At 56.5% G+C, this 18906-nt stretch carries 15 protein-coding genes and 1 tRNA gene; 2 read left to right on the forward strand and 14 right to left on the reverse strand.

Going from position 1 to position 18906, the window contains the following annotated elements:
• Positions 1-66: 66 nt before the first annotated feature.
• The 14 genes from DW233_RS01645 to DW233_RS01710 form a co-directional block, all read right to left on the reverse strand.
• On the reverse strand, positions 67-1275 hold the full coding sequence (locus DW233_RS01645) for a glycosyltransferase (RefSeq protein WP_118266355.1): 1209 nt from the start codon (positions 1273-1275) through the stop codon (positions 67-69).
• Positions 1276-1278: 3 nt separating this feature from the next.
• Positions 1279-2268, reverse strand: a complete 990-nt coding sequence (locus DW233_RS01650) for an ATP-grasp fold amidoligase family protein (RefSeq protein ID WP_118266357.1) — start codon at positions 2266-2268, stop codon at positions 1279-1281.
• A gap of 3 nt (positions 2269-2271) precedes the next feature.
• Positions 2272-3021, reverse strand: a complete 750-nt coding sequence (locus DW233_RS01655; protein ID WP_118266359.1) for a hypothetical protein — start codon at positions 3019-3021, stop codon at positions 2272-2274.
• 227 nt (positions 3022-3248) lie between these two features.
• Positions 3249-4331, reverse strand: coding sequence for a Gfo/Idh/MocA family protein (locus tag DW233_RS01660; RefSeq protein WP_118266360.1), 1083 nt, complete (start codon positions 4329-4331; stop codon positions 3249-3251).
• A gap of 26 nt (positions 4332-4357) precedes the next feature.
• On the reverse strand, positions 4358-5473 hold the full coding sequence (locus DW233_RS01665) for a DegT/DnrJ/EryC1/StrS aminotransferase family protein (RefSeq protein WP_118266362.1): 1116 nt from the start codon (positions 5471-5473) through the stop codon (positions 4358-4360).
• An 11-nt stretch (positions 5474-5484) separates the two neighbouring features.
• Positions 5485-7020 (reverse strand): polysaccharide biosynthesis protein, encoded by a 1536-nt coding sequence (locus tag DW233_RS01670; RefSeq protein WP_118266364.1) that lies wholly within the window; start codon positions 7018-7020, stop codon positions 5485-5487.
• A complete protein-coding gene (locus DW233_RS01675) occupies positions 7020-8315 on the reverse strand; it encodes a hypothetical protein (protein ID WP_199574559.1) in 1296 nt (431 codons plus the stop codon). The genes DW233_RS01670 and DW233_RS01675 overlap by 1 nt, the downstream gene beginning before the upstream one ends.
• A complete protein-coding gene (locus tag DW233_RS01680; protein ID WP_158567780.1) occupies positions 8312-9247 on the reverse strand; it encodes a glycosyltransferase family A protein in 936 nt (311 codons plus the stop codon). The genes DW233_RS01675 and DW233_RS01680 overlap by 4 nt, the downstream gene beginning before the upstream one ends.
• Entirely contained in the window at positions 9237-10091 is an 855-nt protein-coding gene (locus DW233_RS01685) for a glycosyltransferase (RefSeq protein ID WP_118266369.1), read from the reverse strand. The genes DW233_RS01680 and DW233_RS01685 overlap by 11 nt, the downstream gene beginning before the upstream one ends.
• Complete coding sequence (locus tag DW233_RS01690; protein ID WP_158567781.1) at positions 10088-10873, reverse strand: sugar transferase; 786 nt, start codon at positions 10871-10873, stop codon at positions 10088-10090. Before DW233_RS01690 ends, DW233_RS01685 begins: the two co-directional genes overlap by 4 nt.
• A gap of 55 nt (positions 10874-10928) precedes the next feature.
• Positions 10929-11474 (reverse strand): transcription termination/antitermination NusG family protein, encoded by a 546-nt coding sequence (locus tag DW233_RS01695; RefSeq protein ID WP_233547900.1) that lies wholly within the window; start codon positions 11472-11474, stop codon positions 10929-10931.
• A gap of 769 nt (positions 11475-12243) precedes the next feature.
• A tRNA-Ala gene (locus DW233_RS01700) sits at positions 12244-12319 on the reverse strand.
• 71 nt (positions 12320-12390) lie between these two features.
• Positions 12391-13032: a thiamine diphosphokinase gene (locus DW233_RS01705; protein WP_118266375.1), complete on the reverse strand. Its 642-nt coding sequence runs from the start codon at positions 13030-13032 to the stop codon at positions 12391-12393.
• A 9-nt stretch (positions 13033-13041) separates the two neighbouring features.
• On the reverse strand, positions 13042-13731 hold the full coding sequence (locus tag DW233_RS01710; RefSeq protein WP_118266377.1) for an HAD family phosphatase: 690 nt from the start codon (positions 13729-13731) through the stop codon (positions 13042-13044).
• Between the two features lie 331 nt (positions 13732-14062).
• Between DW233_RS01710 and glgB the strand changes: the two genes are divergently transcribed.
• Together glgB and DW233_RS01720 are read left to right on the forward strand one after the other, a co-directional pair.
• The gene (glgB, locus tag DW233_RS01715) at positions 14063-16339 is read left to right on the forward strand and encodes a 1,4-alpha-glucan branching protein GlgB (RefSeq protein WP_118266379.1); all 2277 of its coding nucleotides are present in this window, start codon (positions 14063-14065) and stop codon (positions 16337-16339) included.
• A 94-nt stretch (positions 16340-16433) separates the two neighbouring features.
• A complete protein-coding gene (locus DW233_RS01720) occupies positions 16434-18860 on the forward strand; it encodes a glycogen/starch/alpha-glucan phosphorylase (protein WP_118266381.1) in 2427 nt (808 codons plus the stop codon).
• Positions 18861-18906 lie beyond the last annotated feature (46 nt).

Here is an 18906-nt window from a genome sequence, read left to right on the forward strand (position 1 = left end):
CCCCCCCCCGTTCGAGCATCCTCTTGTCAGCTTCCATGTAGCGGCGCAGGTCTTCCTTCGTGCGTATCATCGCTGGCGTGCCTCCTTCACTGCGTCTTCCAAGATGCCCTCTATGAGCTTGTTCTGGTGCCTACGCGAGAACCGGTCGCGGTCAAGGTTCGGGTCAAGGCAGTCCAAGCGCTCCGCCGCAATCCTCTCCACCGCAGCGCGAACCTCGTCGCTCGTCGTACACACAAAACCGTTGGCAAAGCCCGAGAGCAGCTTGGCGAGCGGCCCCTCGGGCGGCACCACCGCGACAACCGGCTTGTTCCAGAAGATGTAGTCGTAGATCTTGGTACCCACGTCATCAGGCGAGGTGTCTTCCACCACAAAGAAATCGGCGTCTCCCAGACGCGCCATACCTGCTTGGTATTCCATCAGCCCAAGGTTCAAGTAGCAGGCCGAATCGATGCACTTGGACTTCATGACCCCATCAATCCAGTCGTACTTCTTTCCGATGTGGGCGAGTCCAGCGTCAACGCCACGCGCCCGAATCTCACAAATCGCCTCCAAAATGGCAGCCGCCTTGTCTTTGTCGTAGTACATGAACTTGCCAAAGACGGCGGCGGTGAGGTCAAAGGGCTTATCGCCACTTGGACGAATGGAGACGAGCCTGGCTTCGTCGAAGCCGTTGGTGGCGACGCTCGCCTTCGAGCCCAGGCCGTAGGCCCGCTCCATCGCCTCGAGGTCGATGCCGCTGATGCAAATGACGCGGTCGGCAAGGCTCACCGCCCTGCGCTCGCGGCGCTTTATGAGCTTGCCATAGAGCCGCTTGAGCGCAGCTTTGGCCGCGCCGGCCCCGGAACCTGATACAATCGCAGGCCGATAGTTGATAGCCCCCAGGTCGCGGAAGTCCAGAACGTAGGGGATTCCCCAGCGCCCAATGATCGATGCTGCCTCCAGCGGGTAATACGGCCCGCAGGTATTGAGTACGACGTCGTAGTTCGCAGGGTCCACCAAGCTCGAAAGGGCTCGAGCGAACCGCTTGCCGTTCAGGTAATCGGCTACCAGCGGTGCGGTCGAATAGTCCAAATCGAAACGTATGGTCCGCACTCCGTCGGGCACGCTAGCAGTCAGCTCCTCGGGTGCGTTCTCGCGCAGCAGACCCTTTCGAGAGAGGCATAGCACAGTAACGGAATGGCCGTCAGAGACGAGCTGCGACGACAGGCTCACCATGCGAACAGAAGCAACCTCTGGGTTCGGGGCGAAGTAGGGGGCGATGATCAGTATGCGCATGGACTACCTCCCGGCTTTGCCAAGCGGCAGCTCAATGCCCTCGCCGAGCAACAGGTCGGTGCTCGCTGGGACCCAGTCGATCATGCCGCCGGCAGGGATGAAAGTCATCTCGCCGAACTTGACTGTCCCGTCGTCCAGACGGTACAGGTCGACGCGCACGAATGGCCAGCCTTCCGAGAGTGCACGGGCCACGTCGAGCATCTCGTCAAAATTGTCAGGACGCTCAATATTCTCAGTAATGAGAGCATGCTGAGAATATCGGAACGTCTGCTTATTCCATTCGTTGTCAAAATATGCCATGCGAAGACCCGTTGCCCTGTCACAGAGGAACTGGGTGTAGAGCGGCTCACCGTCGTAGCAATAAATCTTATAGTCATAGATGTCGCCGCCGGCGTTCTCCATGTATTCTTCGGCAAAGACCTTGGGCGCAATATGTTCGTACTGCAGCTCCATCATCTGGCCGTAGGCATAGTTCTCACTCATCCATCCATCGACCTTGACCTTCGCATCTGCAAGATCAAGGTTCGACTTGTCATGGACGATAATGTTGTAACCTGCGCCATGATTGCACTTGAGAGCGAACCGGTCAGGCAGCGTATCGAAGTCAATCTCATCGAAGGAATCCCAAACGCCGTGCATTGGCACGACGTACTTCTCGCCAACCTTTTCGGCGACCCATTCGCGGGCGACCACCTTGTCGATGAGGCGTGCCCTTAGGTCTGATTCACCGTAGAGCTTGAGCCACTGCATCTTCTCGTCGAAGGTTTTAGGATTGGAGAGGTCGAGCCTCCTTCCCGTGCCGCACATGAAGAGTCTCTTGAGCTCGGCAGCGCGCTCCGCCACCGACATGCCGGCATAAAGCTCCTGCCTCTTCCTCATGCAGGGAAGACTACCGATCTGGTTGTGCGGTGCTCTTGCGCGCTCGATAATATAGGCGAACCCGTACGTGTCGACACTTGCTGCCAGACGCTTAAGCTTAGAGCTGATTGTCACGGTTTATTCCTCCTTAAGGGCACCCGCGCCGTTAATAGCTCGGACCCTGCTCCATTCATTGTCGAGCAACCTCGCTGCATCGGGAAACTTCTCCAGTACCGCGCCAAACTGCTTCCAGAACAGCCTTTCCCCCTGATCGTTAACCTTGGTAAGCGCCTGCTCCTGCGAGCCCTCCACATAGAAGAGCGCGGGCTCGCTGCCCCGCACCACGTTGCAGGGCAGGCCCGCACGGGCCGCCATTAGCCAAAACCAAATGTCGTCGTTTGTTGGGGCGATCTTCATGAACAGCGATTCGTCCAGCATCTCGGGGGGCAGTGGTGCGGGCGGATAGATCGCGCCACTGCCCCCCGTCAGCTTATGGAGGTAGGTCGGAAACGGGTACACATCGTATCCGCCGGGAGAAGTGCGCCACTGACCCTCGTCCTTGTAGAACTTCGTCACCCGGTGACAATGCACCGCCCTAGGATTCTCCATATAGGCACGGTAAAGCTTTTCGGCCCAATGCGGTCCGTAGTAGATGTCATCGTCCGCCGTAATCACTACGGCCCCTGGAAACTCGCGCAGTGTCGGTATGAGCTTCTTATATGAGCGCATGTCACTGCACCAGCGTATATCGAGGCCGTACCTCTTCAATCCGGTCAAGCTCTCTGGCAAATCGGCCTCGCCGCCCGGGTACTGTTCGCGCGCGAGCCAAAGTACAAGCACGTCAGGCTTACAGGTCTGCATGAGCAATGACTCGACAACGAGATGCACAGTCCTCGTCCTCGCAGGAAACGTTGTTAGCGAGATTACGAGAGGAACCTCGTGGTGCTCGGCGGAGAGCCCGGAATACCCAGCCTCAGATGAGTGTTTCGACCAGCGCATCTTGTGGATAGCGGGGACTAGAGGTGCAACGGCCCTGTCCCGTGCCCATTTAGCAGATGGTCCAACTCCAACGTGTCGCAACGTTTGGATATGTTTCAGAATAGGCAAATTAGCTCCTATTTGCCGAACTCGCCGGCCATGTCAATGGAGGCAAAATTTTGTAGAGGGAGCTTGACAGGCTCGTCGGTCTTCTGACTCTTGTAAATCGCAAGCACGATTTCAAGTGCATTCCTACCGGCAATGGCATCCACATAGGGTGCGCGGTCATTCTTGATGGCGTCAATCATGTCAGCATAGAGCGCGATGTGTCCATTGCCGTAAACATTGCTCGTGACCTCATGAAGTCTCTTCGTCTCTGCATCGGCACCGGTCTCCTCAGCGAAGTCCCATACGTCAATGTTGTTCGTCGAGGTGCCGCCGACCTTGACGGTGCCTGTCTCTCCGAAAACGTAGAGCGTCTCCTCGAGATTCTTTGGGTAAACGTTTGCGGTGCCTTCTATGGTGCCAACAGCGCCGTTCTTGAACTTCAGGACGGCAACGCCCACATCTTCGGCCTCAAGGTAGTCATGAAAACGCTGTCGCGTGGCACCGTAGACTTCTTCGACCTCGTTTCCGAGCATCCATCTGAGCAGGTCGATGCCATGGATGCACTGGTTCATGAGCGTGCCGCCATCCTGCTCCCATGTTCCTCGCCAGGGTGCCTGATCGTAATAGGATTTGCCACGATTCCAGCGAACATTGATCGAACCATGGGAGATAGTCCCGAAACGACCCCCGTCTAGTGCCTCCCTCAGCTTTTGGATAGCGAGATTAAAGCGGTTCTGATGACAGACGGAGACTTTAACGCCCTTCTCGTGGGATCGCTCGACGATCAGGTCGGCGTCCTGCATGGACATTGCCATCGGTTTCTCGATGATAACGTTGATGCCGCGCTCGATGCAGTCGAGGGCGATCTTCGCATGCTCGCCGCTCTCGGTCGCGATGCCAACGAGCTCGATCTCAGGGTGAGCGTCGAGCATCGCGGAGTAGTCACTGCAACGCTCAGTTCCGGGGAAGTCACCGAAGCCGGCCTTCTCGAACATGGTATCGAACTTGGAAGGGTCTATGTCACAGACGGCAATGAGATCCAAGTTGTTGTTGGCGACAGCCTTGATATGGTTGACTGCGATTCTTCCACAGCCAATAAGAGCGTATTTCATGTTCCTTCCTTCCCATACGTGCTGGTCTAGAGAGCTGCGAGGACAGCAGAGACGACCTCGTCCTGCTCCTCCTCGGTAATGTAGGGTGAAAATGGGATGCCAAAGTTGCACCGCGCGTAGTGTTCGGCGTTTGGGAACGATTGGACGACGTGACCGCCGAAGGCCTTCATCTGGTGAAGGGGCTTCGGGTAGTAGACGAGGGATGGCACGCCCACTTTCTTCATGGAAGCGACAACATGATCTCGTTGCTCCTCGGACTCTGCGATAAGCACGAACTGAGCGAAGGAGCTCGTGGAATCCTCAGTGATCCTTGGGGTTTGAATCTTGCCCTCAAATGCCTTCCAATAACGAGCTGCGACTTCCTGACGTTTATCCATCTCGGTGTCGAGCAAGTCCATCTTTGCCAGAAGGACCGCCGCCTGAATAGTGTCGAGGCGCGAATTCATGCCAACGCGGACGTTGTCGTACTTGCTCGACCCTTTGCCGTGCACCTTCAAAGAAGCGATAAGGCCGGCAATCTCGTTGTCATCGGTAAAGACGGCACCGCCGTCACCGTAACAGCCGAGCGGCTTCGAGGGGAAGAAACTCGTGCAGGCGATGTCGCCAAACGAGCCGCAGCGGGAACCCTTGTAAGAGGCACCGGTACCTTGTGCGGCGTCCTCGATCAGCAGAAGACCGTGGTCAGCGCAAATTTTAGAGATCTCGTCGAAGCGGGCAGGATTGCCAAGGAAGTCAACCGCGACGACCGCGCGAGGCCTAAGCTTGCCCTCGCGCTCGACGATCTCTATCTGTTCTACGAGAGAGCTTGGCGAAAGGTTGAAGGTGTCAGGCTCGATATCGCAAAAGACCGGAGTGGCGCCGAGCATCACGGCGGGCTCCACGGATGCAATAAAAGTCATCGCGGGACAGAAGACTGCGTCGCCAGCGCCGATTCCGTAAGCCATATAAGCGAGCTGGAGCGCCTCAGTGCCATTGCCACACCCGAGGCAGTGAGATCGTCCAACGTAGTCAGCTAGCCTCTCCTCGAGCTCGCCCACTTCTGGGCCTCCGATGAAATGAGCGCCGGCCATGATCTCGTCGACCCTTACGGAAAGGTTCGGTCGGAGCAATTCATACTGCTTCTTAAGGTTGATAAACTCCATTATTTCCTCCTTTAGACTGTTTTACTGGATAGGAGTCGCAGGGTCCCCTTCATGAAGTCCATGCTCTGACTGAATAGGTCGGACTTAAAGCTGAAGGCCCATAGGACCGCCAATGACAACATAAGTGAGCAGGCGAGCTTCAGGCAGAGCCCAGGGACGCCAGCGACACCGATGAAGCCGCAAATGAAATAAGAGACGGCGCAGGCGGCGATCATGGCAATGAGCTGCCGCGCCTGAAGGGCGAGGTAATCACCTATACCACGCTTAAAATAGTGCTTGAAAAGGATGCACGCACCCCAGCCGAAGTTGATGAGCACGAGGGTCGTGATCGTAGCCAGCAGGATACCGGCAAATCCCCAGAGTTGGACGAACAACAAATTCAGGATGACATTGGCGATAGATTCGATAATCGGTCGTATGCGGTCCTGCCACCAAAGCCCAGCTGCTGTCCTATAGAGATATACGATATCGCCCATTGTCTGGACATAGAAATAAAGGACGAATAGTGCAGCGAGGCCGTCCGCGATTGACAGATCGCTACCAACCCAAATTCTCATGAAAGGCTGAATGAGGCAAAGAAGACAAGACGAGCAGACGGCAGCAATTGCCATGTAAAGAAACACAAATACTCTGAAGTCTTCATAGTTTTCGTCGCGAGATTTCGAAACGATGCCGTCACCGACGCTTGCGGTAATAGCATTGATGACAACGGCGAGCATGCCTGACACCGAACTGACAATCATGAAATAGTTCTGGTACTGCGTTAGGACCGAAAGGCCCAGGAACGCAGAAATAACGACGCTGTCGAATGAAGTCCTGGTCGTAGAGCTGAGTTTATAGAGGAACACGCCTGAGACGCGCTTTGCAATGTCGCGGACGGTCTCACGATCGAGCTTGCCGTCACACACAATGTCCGGGTAAAGCTGGTTCGAGAGAACGTTGCAGACGATATTGTTGACGATAGTTGAGAGGGGCAAAAGCACCGCATAGACGTAGAAGTTCTGGGTGAGAACGAGGGCGGCGATCTGAAAAGCGTACATTCCTACGCTCGTAACCAGGCCCACCTTGCTCACCACATCGCCGCGTTGGTAAGCGGTGAGCAAGGAAACCTTATACGCATACAGGAAGTAACCGATGACGGTGTTCGAAAGGTAGACCCCATATAAGAAGTAGATATTGATACCGCCGGGGACGCTGCCCTTGATGAGCGACGGCAGGAATGGCATAAGCGTAACGCCGACGACGAGTACAGCAATACCGATAACGCGGTATACGAGACGGTAGAACGAAAGAAGCGCGCAAAGCTTCGGCCTGTCTCCCTTGTTGATGGGCTCGTACATACTGAAGACCATCGCACTACTGAAACCGAGTTCGGCAAGCGATAGGACCGTAAGGACAGAAGTGAAAAGGCTTCCCAGACCGGTGTACTCCACACCCAGGTAGTAAATCATGGCCGTGCGCGCTGCGAACGGCATGATGATTACGAAAATCTTATTAATGACTGCCCAAACGATGTTACGGACAGCGTTGTATCGTCTGGATGCCATCAGCGAGCAGCCTCCTTCGAAGCGGCGGCTGCATTCTTTTTGAGGTCAGCAGTGCAAAGCCCCATTACCGCGAGCAGCCCCCAGAAATAGGTCTCCGTCCAGAAAGTGCCGGAAAGTCCGAGACGCCCGATGCAAAACGCTAGAAGAGTAAGGAAGATGGGGAACCAGGGGGACACGTTGCAGCTCCAAAATGAGAGAACGAGGAACCAGGCGAGAACGCACAAAATGACAATTCCGAACGGAATGCCAAAGTCATAAAAGACCTCGAGGAAGAAGTTGTGGCAGTAGTTGCCGGGCCCCAGATACGCCTGATCCGAAAAAGGCCCGTTACCAAGGGCCGTAATCCGCGGGATGAGAGTGTTCCAAATAGTCGAGCGCCCACTATCACTAGCGATGTCGGCATATAGAAATTTCTCCAGGGTCCTCGAGGTAATCCCTATCGAGTTAAGCTGATGGTTAAGCATATAGACAAGGTCGTTAAGGAAGGTAATTAAAGTCAAGACGAGACCAAGAACGAGTACCGATGCGAGAATCTTCCTTAGGATTGGACCCTTTGACCCGAAGATGTACACGAAGAATCTCAGCGCCGCGAAAGCGATAAGGCCAAGCAGAGGGCCGCGGGAACCGTACGAAAGTATCAGCGCCACGTTGGACACGGTGCACAGCGCCCAAACAGCTGTCATGGGCAGACTCCTCGCGCCCCTACAGTCCACGATGAAGTGCAGCGAGAGCAGAGCGAAGAACAACGCGTCGAAGCCCAGGCCCATGTCGTAGCCGGCCACAGTCGTTGCCTGCATAACACTCCCCAGCGACGACTGGAGGAACACCGTCATTATCACGGTGGCTAGCTTCAGCGCCGCGTCGGCACGACTCGCATCGTTCTGCGAGGCCAGAAAGACGAACGCAACCATTCCACCCATCGGGTTTAAGGCCTGCGGGAGAGCGTACTCCTCAAATATGTAAACGTCTATGTGCCGCACGGCCATGTAGAACGCGAATACCGCAAAAACGCCAGTCGGAAGCAGGATAAAACGTTTGGTGAGTTTCATCCCTTCACGCAGCCAATAGGCCGCGAGTAAAAACCAGGCAGCAAACGTCAGTGCATACACGACCAAGCTGTACATGCCAACCATGGAGGCGATAGTATCGCGAAGTCCGTGGTAAGCGACGAAGATAAACAGCGCTGCGGCAGGGAACCAGTCGATGATCCTCTGCTCAGAGACGGGAAAACTTCCGTCAAATCGTGCGTGAGCCTTTGCGTGTTTTGTCGCCATAGCCGTTTTAACTGATGTCACGAGGCATCACCGACTTTTCGAGCCTCACGGTTACCTCGAGCCCTCAGCAGGGCCTTCTCGACAGTCTTGATCAATGCCTCAGGGGCGGCGAGCAAGCCGAGGATGTCGGCTGCGCCTTTCAGCGTCTCGCCCTTCTTTATCCTCATGCGACCCACCTCTGCACTTTGGGCAGCGGCCACAGCTCGCTTCTCTGAGGGTTCAAGACTGCCGTATACATCGGAGACTGATTCGAACAAGGCTCGTTTTGCCTCGACGAGATCATCTGGGCCAAGCCGGTTCTGATCGTCGCCCACATCGCAACAGTGGAGCGGCTCGTCGAGCTGTATCAGCTTCTTCCTGTAGGTTAACTCTATAAGTAGCTGAAGGTCCTGATGACGCACGAGATTCTCGTCGAAGCCGCCAACCTCCTCAAACAGTGACCGACGAACCATGAGCGTGCCAGTCGGAAAGTCCGAGACGATAAGCATTACGTCTTTGTAGACGTAGCCATCGGGGTGTTTGGGAAGAATACTAAGAAGTTCGTCACCCCTGTAACGCTTTACGCGACAGGAGACCACGCCCCAGTCGTCGGAAAGCGAGACGAAAGATTCAACCTGGTGAGCGATTTTCTCAGGCTCCCACCAGTCATCGTCGTCCAGGAAAGCCAGTAGCTCGCCGGAGGCCGCCTCGACGCCCCTGTTACGGGCGAAAGCTCCATTCTTATGGACAGAGGGCTCCAGCAGACGCACTCTGCTATCGATTTTGGAGCAAGCGCCGACGATGTCTCTCACTATAGGAGTAAACCACCCATCGTCCCCATTATCATTCACTACGATAAGCTCGAGGTTTTTATAAGTCTGCCCCAAAACGCTCTTAATAGCGCGCTTCAACGTATTCTCTCTGCGATACGTGGGCATGACCACACTCACAAGCGGCATGACGTTAGCACCCACGACCATCACCTGCCCTTGTGCGCAACAACTTGTTGTACATAAGCTTCACCAGGCCCGTCGGCAGCAGCGTAGCAACCGCGCGCTCAGCGACGGCTTTGACCTGCCCTGTTCGACCGACCAAACCTAGCTTCCTAAGCTCGGAAAAGAACCTGACTTGGCTTTTCAGGTAGCTCATGTTGGAGCGGCGGGCATACATGCCCTCGCCGGTACGCACGTCCGCCACTATATCGGGGACGTTAGCGCATTGGCAGCCCTTTGCTATCATGCGCGCCCATAGCCAGTAATCTTCCATCCAGGGAAATGGCTCGTAGCCGCCAACCAGATCAACCATGTGTCTGTCGAACACGACAGACACATGGTTGAAGGGATTCCTCTCCTTCAACCATGTGTCTATGTTTTTTTTCGAAAGCGGGGGCATTCTCACTGCACCCATATCGCCCGGCTCCCGATCGAACTCCTCGATTGCCCCGCCCACTAGGTCGAGCCGTTCAGAGACCATCTTCGAGAGCAGAACCTCGCAGCGTTCGCGACGCGAGATGTCATCTGCGTCCATGCGCGCTACAATGTTGCACCTGCACTCAGAAAGACCCGCGTTGAGGGCGTAGCCCAGCCCATGGTTCTCCTTCAAGCGCACAACCTTCAGGGCACTGCCCAGGCGCTTTCCCCAATCTACCAAGCAGGCATCGAGTTCTGGAGTCAGCGGACCGTCGCATACAATTACATAGTCATGAGGCGTATGAGTTTGACCCGCCATGGAATCAATGGCAGCATTCAAATACTCGGCCTTGTCGTTCTTATACACAGACATGAGAACACTGTATTCAGGCAAAATGAACTCGCTCATCGTGCCCCCTCGCCTGTAGATACGACGCCAAGCGTTTTCAATATAATTTTCAAATCGAGTGCAACGTTTCGCTGTTCGATGTACTCCAAGTCAAGTACGACTTTCTCCTTTGGAAGCAGGTCGTAACCGCCTGCCACTTGGGCAAGGCCAGAAATACCCGGACGAACCATGGTGCGGTAGTGCCAACCGTGGATTCGCTTTTCGAACTCATCGCAAAAGGCGGGACGCTCTGGGCGCGGACCAATAAGGCTCATATCGCCCCTGAAAACGTTCCAGAACTGGGGGATTTCATCCAGACGCGTCTTGCGCATAAACTTGCCAAATGGCGTTACGCGCGGATCTTCGTCCTGAGCCCACTGGGCACCACGAGATTCAGCATCGGTGTACATGCTTCGGAACTTATAGACATTAAAGACCTTGCCGTTCTTGCCAACGCGACGCTGTGCATAAATGACGGGGCCTTCGGACTCGGACTTAATCTTGACGGCAATGACAGCCATCGGAATCGCGAGAATAATGAGCGCGCAACCGCAGGAGACAACATCGAAAGAGCGCTTGATAAATCGGTAGAAGAACCCACCGCTTACGACGGGTTCTTCCAGTTCAATGATGTCGTCGCCAGGCAAAAGCTTTTCAAGCACATCAGCCGGAATACCATTTTCACTTAACTTGGGCTCATGCTTTCCAACATTGTCGAGCTTAGCTGCCTCGCGCCTGTCCTCAAGCGTGACAGCAAGCGTTGTCTCATCCACCATTTTATTGTTTTGCATGCTCTCTTCCAACACTACGTCCCCGCCCCCGGGGATCATCCCTGTTCCCTCAAACAGTCGCCTGCACTTAGGCGATAGCCTTTTTGAGGTTTCGCATGACGCGCTGCTCGCTTGAAAGCACGGCGAGGCCAACGCGCGTAGTAACGCGTCGGCCGCACAGATCAAGCACTAAATAAACAGTGCTCTTGCGTCTGTTTATGGTTTTGATAAGGCCTTCGTGGCCCAGCAGCGGACCTGCCGTCACTACGACCTGGTCACCGTCTTTTAGGGCTTCGCTCATGGGCACTACGCGGTCCCCCCTGTGCGTAAAGCCGCCAATAAGCTGGACCTCTTCTTTTGCCAGCGGCACAAACTGACCGTCCTGGGATAGCACCCGGGCAAAGTCGTCCATGCGTAGCAGATACTGTTGCACGGTGCGGGGATCTGCCGTATCGCAGATAAGATAACCGGAAAAGAGCGGCTTAGTTGTTTTGACCCATTCGCCGTGAACTTTGATCTCGGTTTGATATTGGGGATAAAAGAGCTCCTGCATGGCGCCAGCCGGCACCACGCGATCGATGCGCTCGCGCATTACGTCTTCGCGACCGTTAATGACCTGGATTACATACCACACGAGCACCACCCCCTTTCTGTCTTACGTGTGGCTCACGGGGTTTGGGTATGGCTTCGCCAGGGCGCTTGTGCGCGGAGGCGCTCCATATTCAAACCCTGAGCCCAGTCAGACAAGCACGTGGCTCTGCCCCACCGTGAACGGTATGTATGACGCAGCGCTGAGTTTGTTGGTGTGTATCGCAAATACACCAACAAACTCAGCTGGCTGCGTGCGATCCAGTCAAGAGAATTCAAAACTGCACCGCACGCAAACAGCTGAAGGACTGCTACGCTTTGACACGCAAGCTATTAAATGCATCTTAGAATTAACTCAATGCAAATAACGTCGCATGACATCTATATTGGAGCTCCTGGTGTTTCTGGCACCGCCGTTACGGCCGGATGCTGATCGACCCTGCGCTTTATGACTTGCTGGAGCCTTGAGCACAGTTGAACTCATGTAACGTTAAGTATTCTAGCACAAGCTGATAGCGAAACTGATTTGGCTAATGGCGGACAACATTTCGTTCATTTAGCGTGTTCAAGGGGGTTGTTTTGGGATGTTGTTCACATTGATGCAGGCTATTGAGGTACTGGCAATAATTGGGAGCGTTCCTGAAGCCCAAATGGAGCAGCGAGCTGCACTGGTAATTGCGCTTGTCTAACAAACTATGTACAGACATGGGAAATAAATTGTGCAACTTTTTGTTGGTGTAAGGAAGGATTTGTGACGCGAGGCGTTTTGGCATGAAAAAAGGCCTTCGAGATTCCGAAGGCCTTTACATTCACGATGGTGGAGACGAGGGGGATCGAACCCCTGACCTCTTGACTGCCAGTCAAGCGCTCTCCCAGCTGAGCTACGCCCCCGTGACGAGGAAACACTATAGGGGAAGTTGGCGCGACGCGCAAGGACTTTTTTTGGGTCAGATTTTAAATACCTATTGATATAGGTAAGCGATGGCGGTGCCAGTGTGGACTTGGATTGTGGCTGTTGACCTGACGACGTTGCTGATGCCGGTGTCGGCTAGTAGACCTAACGAAGCGTGATCTAGTTCCCATTCTAGGCCGTGTTCGCTTACCTTGGTGTTGGGGGCTATGGCGATTATGGAGAAGGTTTTGCCGGTTGCATTCTCAATGGTCCAGGATTCGCCTTCGTGCAGAATGCGGGCCGTTACTTCGTCTTCTGCGATCCAGACGGGGGCATCTTTGTAAGCTGCTAGTAGGCCTAGGACGCTTAGGGCCATGTCGGGGCGGCCGCCGGTGGCGCAGGTCGCAACCACTTCGGCACACGGCCAGCGACGGCGGACGGAATCGAGCGCCAGCGCCAGATCGGTATAGTCCTTGTATGGGTCGTGGCGCTCAACTTCAAAGTCGGTGGCGGCGTCGACCAACGCACGACCCGCATCACCCACCGTGTCGGCATCCCCCACATACACGTCGCATCCCAGGCCAGCGTTCAGTAGCGCGTCGAGCCCGCGGTCCACGGCGACAACGTGGTCACACTCCCCTGCTAACTTACGCAACAGATCCGCGCTCGCCACCACGGGCGAGCCGCAGACCACTAATACCTTGCAAGCCACAGCCCTCGCCTATCCCTCAAACGAAAGAACACGGGCCAGATCCAGGTCTTCATAGCTGTCAATAAAGATATCGCAGTTGGCGCACACATCGTCGCGCTCCATACGACCATGCGGGTCATAGATGCCCACACGCATAAAGCCGGCGGCGCCAGAACTCTTAAGGCCAAAGACCGCATCCTCAAACACCCATGCGCGCTCAAACTGATGCCCATGGTGCTCCTCCAGACGGCGCAGCGCCAGCTCGTATACGTCGGGGAACTGTTTGGAGCGTCCTGCCTCACCCGTCGTGGTAACAAACTCCATGTACGCGTCGAGCCCGGCTCCCGCTAGCGCAGACTTAACCAGCTCGGCCGGTGTAGAAGTGGCAACGCACATGGCAATACCGGCCGCCTTCGCCTGCTCCAGAAACGCCAGGAGCCCCTCGCGCGGCGGCACCTTGGAATAGCCATCGATCAGGATCTCGCTCAGCTCGCGGTACAGCTCCTCACCATTCGCGCCAATGCCCCAGGTGTCGTGGTAGGCCTGGCACTCGTCCTCGAGCGACAAATGCTCAAACTGGGCAAAATCGTCGACCGTTACATCCATGCCGTGGCGGTGCAATAACTCGGGCTGGGCATAGGCCCAAACGGGGGTGCTATTAACCAGTGTGCCGTCGCAATCGAAAATAAAAGCGACATTGTGGGCGGCGATCTGGGACATAAAAGAACCTTTCGATGTCAAAGGGTAAACAACCTGCTAAAAACGTTTTACCAAACGTCAAACCAACAATCAAAAAACCCTTATTGGTAAAACTGTCAAGAGTTTTACCATCGCAATTCTGCCAGTGGTCTAAACATGGCGCTTACCGATTAAACGCCGCCCAAAAACCACTTTCCTTCATAAAAGTAACGTACAGGTGTTATCGTAGTTTCTGCCGAAAGTTCCACCGAGCACGCGAGGTGGAACGAATCATAGAACTATCGACGTCCCTTCGATTCGTGCAGCCTTGGACCTTTCGCATCTAGTCACCAAGGCAACACGCTGCCGCGTCATGATGGGATCAAACGTGAGCGATACAAAGCTAAAGCCAACGGCTAAAAAGCCCGCAACCCGTAAAGCCGCCCCGCACGCACCGGAGCTCACCAAGGACGATGTCTATCTATTTGGCATCGGCACGTGGGAGCGCAGCTGGGAAAAGATGGGCGCGCACCCCGACACGCAGAACCGTACGCGCGGCTGGCGCTTTTGCGTTTGGGCGCCCGATGTAAAGAGCGTGCATGTCATTGGCGAATTTAACGACTGGGATGAGGAAGCCAACCCTCTGGTGCCCGTGCATACGAGCGCTATTTGGGAAGGCTTTATTCCTGGCGCAGAACAAGGTCAGCTCTATAAGTATCTCATTGAGACCAACGAGGGCGAGAAGCTCTACAAGGCCGATCCGTACGCCTTCAAGGCCGAGTGCCCTCCGGGTACCGCTAGCGTGCTGTGGACCCTCGATGGCTACAAATGGAACGACGCCGCATGGCTCAAGCGCCGCGCCGGCCACAACCACATGTCGCAGCCGCTCAACATCTACGAGGTGCATATTGGCTCGTGGAAGCGCCACGGCGACGCGCCGCAGGGCGAGCCGGACGAGTATGGCAACTATCCCGGCCCCATGGATCCCTTCCCCGCGCAGCGCGGCGAGTTTTACACCTACGACGACCTGTCGGTGGAGCTCGTGGACTACGTGCGCGACATGGGCTATACGCATATCGAGGTCATGCCGCTCATGGAGCATCCCTTCGATGGCTCCTGGGGCTACCAGACGACCGGCTACTATGCCGCCACTTCGCGCTATGGCGACCCGCAGCAACTCATGCACTTTATCGATGCATGCCACGAGGCAGGCATCGGCGTGATCATGGACTGGGTGCCCGGCGGTTTTTGCGCCGACTCCCACGGCCTTGCCACCTTTAACGGCCACATGCTGTTTGAGCACGAGATTCACCCCAACTGGGGCACGCACAAGTTTGACTTCGCCCGCGGCGAGGTCCGCTCCTTCCTGGTCTCCAACGTGCTGTACTGGCTCGAGAACTTCCACGTTGACGGCATCCGCATGGATGGCGTGTCCAGCATGCTGTACCTCAACTTTGGCATCGACGATCCGGGCCAAAAGAAGTTCAACAAGTACGGAACCGAGGAGGACCTGGACGCCAGCGCGTTTATCCGTCAGGTCAACTGCGCCGTGGAGGCCCACTTCCCCGACGTGATGATGATGGCCGAGGAGTCCACCGCGTGGCCGCTCGTGACCTACCCGCCGCAGGACGGCGGTCTGGGCTTCCACTACAAGTGGGACATGGGCTGGATGAACGATACCCTGCACTACATGCAGACCGATTTTCCGTGGCGCCCCGGCAACCACGGGCTGCTCACGTTCTCCATCATGTACGCCTTTACCGAGAACTTTATTTGTCCGCTGAGCCACGACGAGGTCGTTCACGGCAAGTGCTCGCTGATCGGCCGCATGCCGGGCGACTGGTGGCGCCAGTTTGCCGGCCTGCGCACGCTCGCCTTCTACCAGATGACGCACCCCGGCGCCAAGCTCAACTTTATGGGCAACGAGATTGGCCAGTTTATTGAGTGGCGCTACTACGAGTCCATCCAGTGGTTCCTAACCGAGGAGTACGAGACCCACCGTCATCATCAGGCGTTTATCAAGGCGCTCAACCACCTGTACACCGCCGAGCCCGCCCTGTACGAGCGCGGCTACACCGACGACGGCTTTACCTGGATCGATGCGGACAACTCCAAGCAGTCCATCGTGAGCTTTGTGCGCCAGGGCGAGGACGTCGATGACGACCTGGTGATCTTGATCAACTTTGATCCGGCAAGCTACGAGAGCTTCCGCGTGGGCGTGCCGCGCGAGGGTGACTGGGAGGTCATCTTTGATTCCGACCGTCCCGAGTTCGGTGGCAGCGGATACGCCGGTGAGGAGCCCTACACCTGCTCGAGCGAGCCCTATCCCTGGAACGGGCAGATGGACTCCATTGAGATTAAGGTGCCCGGCCTAGCTGGCGTGGTGCTTAAGCGCCGCGGTCCCAGCAGCTACAAGCCGCCCGTGGTCGAGGAGCCCAAGGCTGCGCCCAAAAAGCGCACGTCCTCGGTGAAGCCTAAGCCTGCGGCTGCCAAGAAGGCTCCGGCTAAGGCGAAGGCCACGACGACCAAGGCCAAGGCCAAGGCTGCCGCAAAGCCCGCTGCTAAGGCCGCAGCCAAGAAACCAGCTGCCAAAAAGGCCGCTACCAAGACCAAGTCTGCTTCTGATAAGCCGTCTGCCAAGGATGCGTAACAAAACCGTTACAGCTGTAATTACCCGCCCCGACGAGGCGTAGGATACAAGTCATAACCGTTCCGGGAGAAACATCCCCGGGGGAAAGGAACGTATGAATAAGATCTTCGACAACAAGCAGGAGTTTACCGAGCTCTATCGCGATGCCGTCATGAGCATCAGCGGCAAGAGCGTCGAGGCCGCCAGCGACCTCGACCGCTTTAACGCCCTGGCCAAGCTCGTGGCCGAGAAGGCGCGCACCGTTGCCACCAAGAGTGACGCCCGTGTGACCGCCGAGGGCAAGAAGCGCGTGTACTATTTCTCGATCGAGTTTTTGATCGGTCGCCTGCTCGACAACTACCTGCTCAACTTTGGCGTGCGCGACATGGTCGCCGAGGCGCTCGACGACATGGGCTTTGACCTGTCCGTCATCGAGAACCAGGAGCCCGATCCGGCTCTGGGCAACGGTGGCCTGGGCCGTCTGGCAGCGTGCTTCCTGGATTCCATGGCAGCCGAGGGCATTGCCGGCTACGGCAACGGCATGCGCTACCGCTACGGCCTGTTTAAGCAGGAGATCGTCAACGGCAGCCAGGTCGAGGCCACCGACGAGTGGCTCACCCACGGCTATCCTTGGGAAGTCCGTCGTCAGGACAAGGCCGTGACCATCAAGTTTGGTGGCCATGTTGAGGGCTTTGAGGAGAACGGCCGCACGTTCTACCGCACGGTGGACACGCAGGACATCCTGGCTGTCCCTTATGACATCCCCGTGGTGGGCTATGCCGGCGAGACCGTCAACAAGCTGCGCGTCTGGGCCGCCGAGCCGGTCGAGGAGCACTTTGACCTGGAGGCCTTCAACCGCGGCGACTATGCCCTGGCCGATGCCGAGCGCGCCGAGGCCGAGGCCATTAGCGCCATTCTCTACCCCAACGACGCCGGCGAGCACGGTCGTCTGCTGCGCCTGAAGCAGGAGTACCTGTTTGTTTCGGCCGGCATCTACAGCCTGCTCGACACCTTTGAGAAGGAGCACGGCGCGAACTGGGAGCTGCTGCCGCAGTTTGTGGCCATCCACACCAACGATACTCACCCCGCCATGTGCGGCCCCGAGCTCATGCGCATCCTCATCGACGAGAAGAAGCTCGAGTGGGATGACGCCTGGAACATCGTGACGCAGGTCGTGAGCTACACCAACCACACCATCCTGCCCGAGGCCTTGGAGAAGTGGCCTATCGGCACGTTCTCCAAGCTCCTCCCCCGCGTGTACCAGATCATCGACGAGATCAGCCGTCGTTGGCACGAGTCGTTCGACACCACGAAGGAGGGCTGGCAGGAGCGTCTGCGCCAGACCGCCATCCTGTGGGACGGCGAGATTCGCATGGCCAACCTGTCCGTGATCTGCAGCCACAGCGTCAACGGCGTGGCCAAGATCCATTCCGACATCATCAAGAACATCGTGCTCAAGGACTTCTATGCCCTGACGCCCGAGAAGTTCAACAACAAGACCAACGGCATCTCGCACCGTCGCTTCTTTGCCGAGGCCAACCCCACCTACGCCAAGCTCGTGACCGAGGCCATTGGCGATGGCTGGCTCAAAGACGCCTTTGAGCTTGAGAAACTCAAGGAGTTTAAGGACGACACCGAGTTCCTGAAGGCCGTGGGTGCCTCCAAGCGCGCTAACAAGGAGCGCCTGGCCGCCTACGTCAAGGCCGAGACCGGTCTGGTTATCGACCCCAACACCGTCTTCGATGTCCAGGTAAAGCGCTTCCACGCCTATAAGCGCCAGCTCATGAACATCATGAAGGTGATGGACATCTACAACCGTCGCATCGCCGATCCTAACTTCCACGTGACGCCGACGACCTTCATCTTTAGCGGCAAGGCTGCCTCGAGCTACACCTTTGCCAAGGAGACCATCCGCCTCATTAACTCCGTGGCCGACGTCATCAACAACGATGCCCGCGTCAACGAGGTCATGAAGGTCTGCTTTATCCCCAACTTCCGTGTGAGCAACGCTCAGCTCATCTACCCAGCCGCCGAGATCTCGGAGCAGATCTCCACGGCCGGCAAGGAGGCCTCGGGCACCTCCAACATGAAGCTCATGATGAACGGCGCCATTACGCTGGGCACCCTCGACGGCGCCAACATCGAGATCGCCGACCTGGCCGGCCGCGAAAACGAGGCCATCTTTGGCCTGACCGCACCCGAGGTCGAGCAGCTCTGGGCATCCAACAGCTACTTTGCGTGGGATACCCTCAACGGCGATCGCGAGCGTCTGGGTCGCGTTATGGACGAGCTCAAGGACAACACCTTTGCGGCTCTTTCGGGCAATTTCGAGAGCATCTACAACGAGCTCATGAACAACAACGACCCCGACCTGGTCATGGCCGACTTCCGCAGCTACGTGGATGCATGGGAGAACCTCACGGGCAGCTACGGCGACCAGGAGACCTGGAACCGCAAGGCCCTGCTCAACACCGCCTCCTCCGGCTGGTTCTCGAGCGACCGTACCATTCGCGAGTACCGCGACGAGATCTGGCACGCGTAAAGGCGCGCGAGCTCCCTTTGCCGCACGGCATTACTCGACGGGCGCG

Source organism: Collinsella sp. AM20-15AC (genome assembly GCF_003471405.1).
Taxonomy (GTDB): domain Bacteria; phylum Actinomycetota; class Coriobacteriia; order Coriobacteriales; family Coriobacteriaceae; genus Collinsella.

What these genes read in the sequence shown, in the direction of transcription:
- DW233_RS01720 (WP_118266381.1), top strand. Translation starts at nt 16,434, where the DNA reads ATGAATAAGATCTTCGACAACAAGCAGGAGTTTACCGAGCTCTATCGC.
- glgB (WP_118266379.1), top strand. Translation starts at nt 14,063, where the DNA reads ATGATGGGATCAAACGTGAGCGATACAAAGCTAAAGCCAACGGCTAAA.
- DW233_RS01685 (WP_118266369.1), bottom strand. Translation starts at nt 10,091, where the DNA reads ATGAGCGAGTTCATTTTGCCTGAATACAGTGTTCTCATGTCTGTGTAT.
- DW233_RS01710 (WP_118266377.1), bottom strand. Translation starts at nt 13,731, where the DNA reads ATGTCCCAGATCGCCGCCCACAATGTCGCTTTTATTTTCGATTGCGAC.
- DW233_RS01660 (WP_118266360.1), bottom strand. Translation starts at nt 4,331, where the DNA reads ATGAAATACGCTCTTATTGGCTGTGGAAGAATCGCAGTCAACCATATC.
- DW233_RS01665 (WP_118266362.1), bottom strand. Translation starts at nt 5,473, where the DNA reads ATGGAGTTTATCAACCTTAAGAAGCAGTATGAATTGCTCCGACCGAAC.
- DW233_RS01645 (WP_118266355.1), bottom strand. Translation starts at nt 1,275, where the DNA reads ATGCGCATACTGATCATCGCCCCCTACTTCGCCCCGAACCCAGAGGTT.
- DW233_RS01670 (WP_118266364.1), bottom strand. Translation starts at nt 7,020, where the DNA reads ATGGCATCCAGACGATACAACGCTGTCCGTAACATCGTTTGGGCAGTC.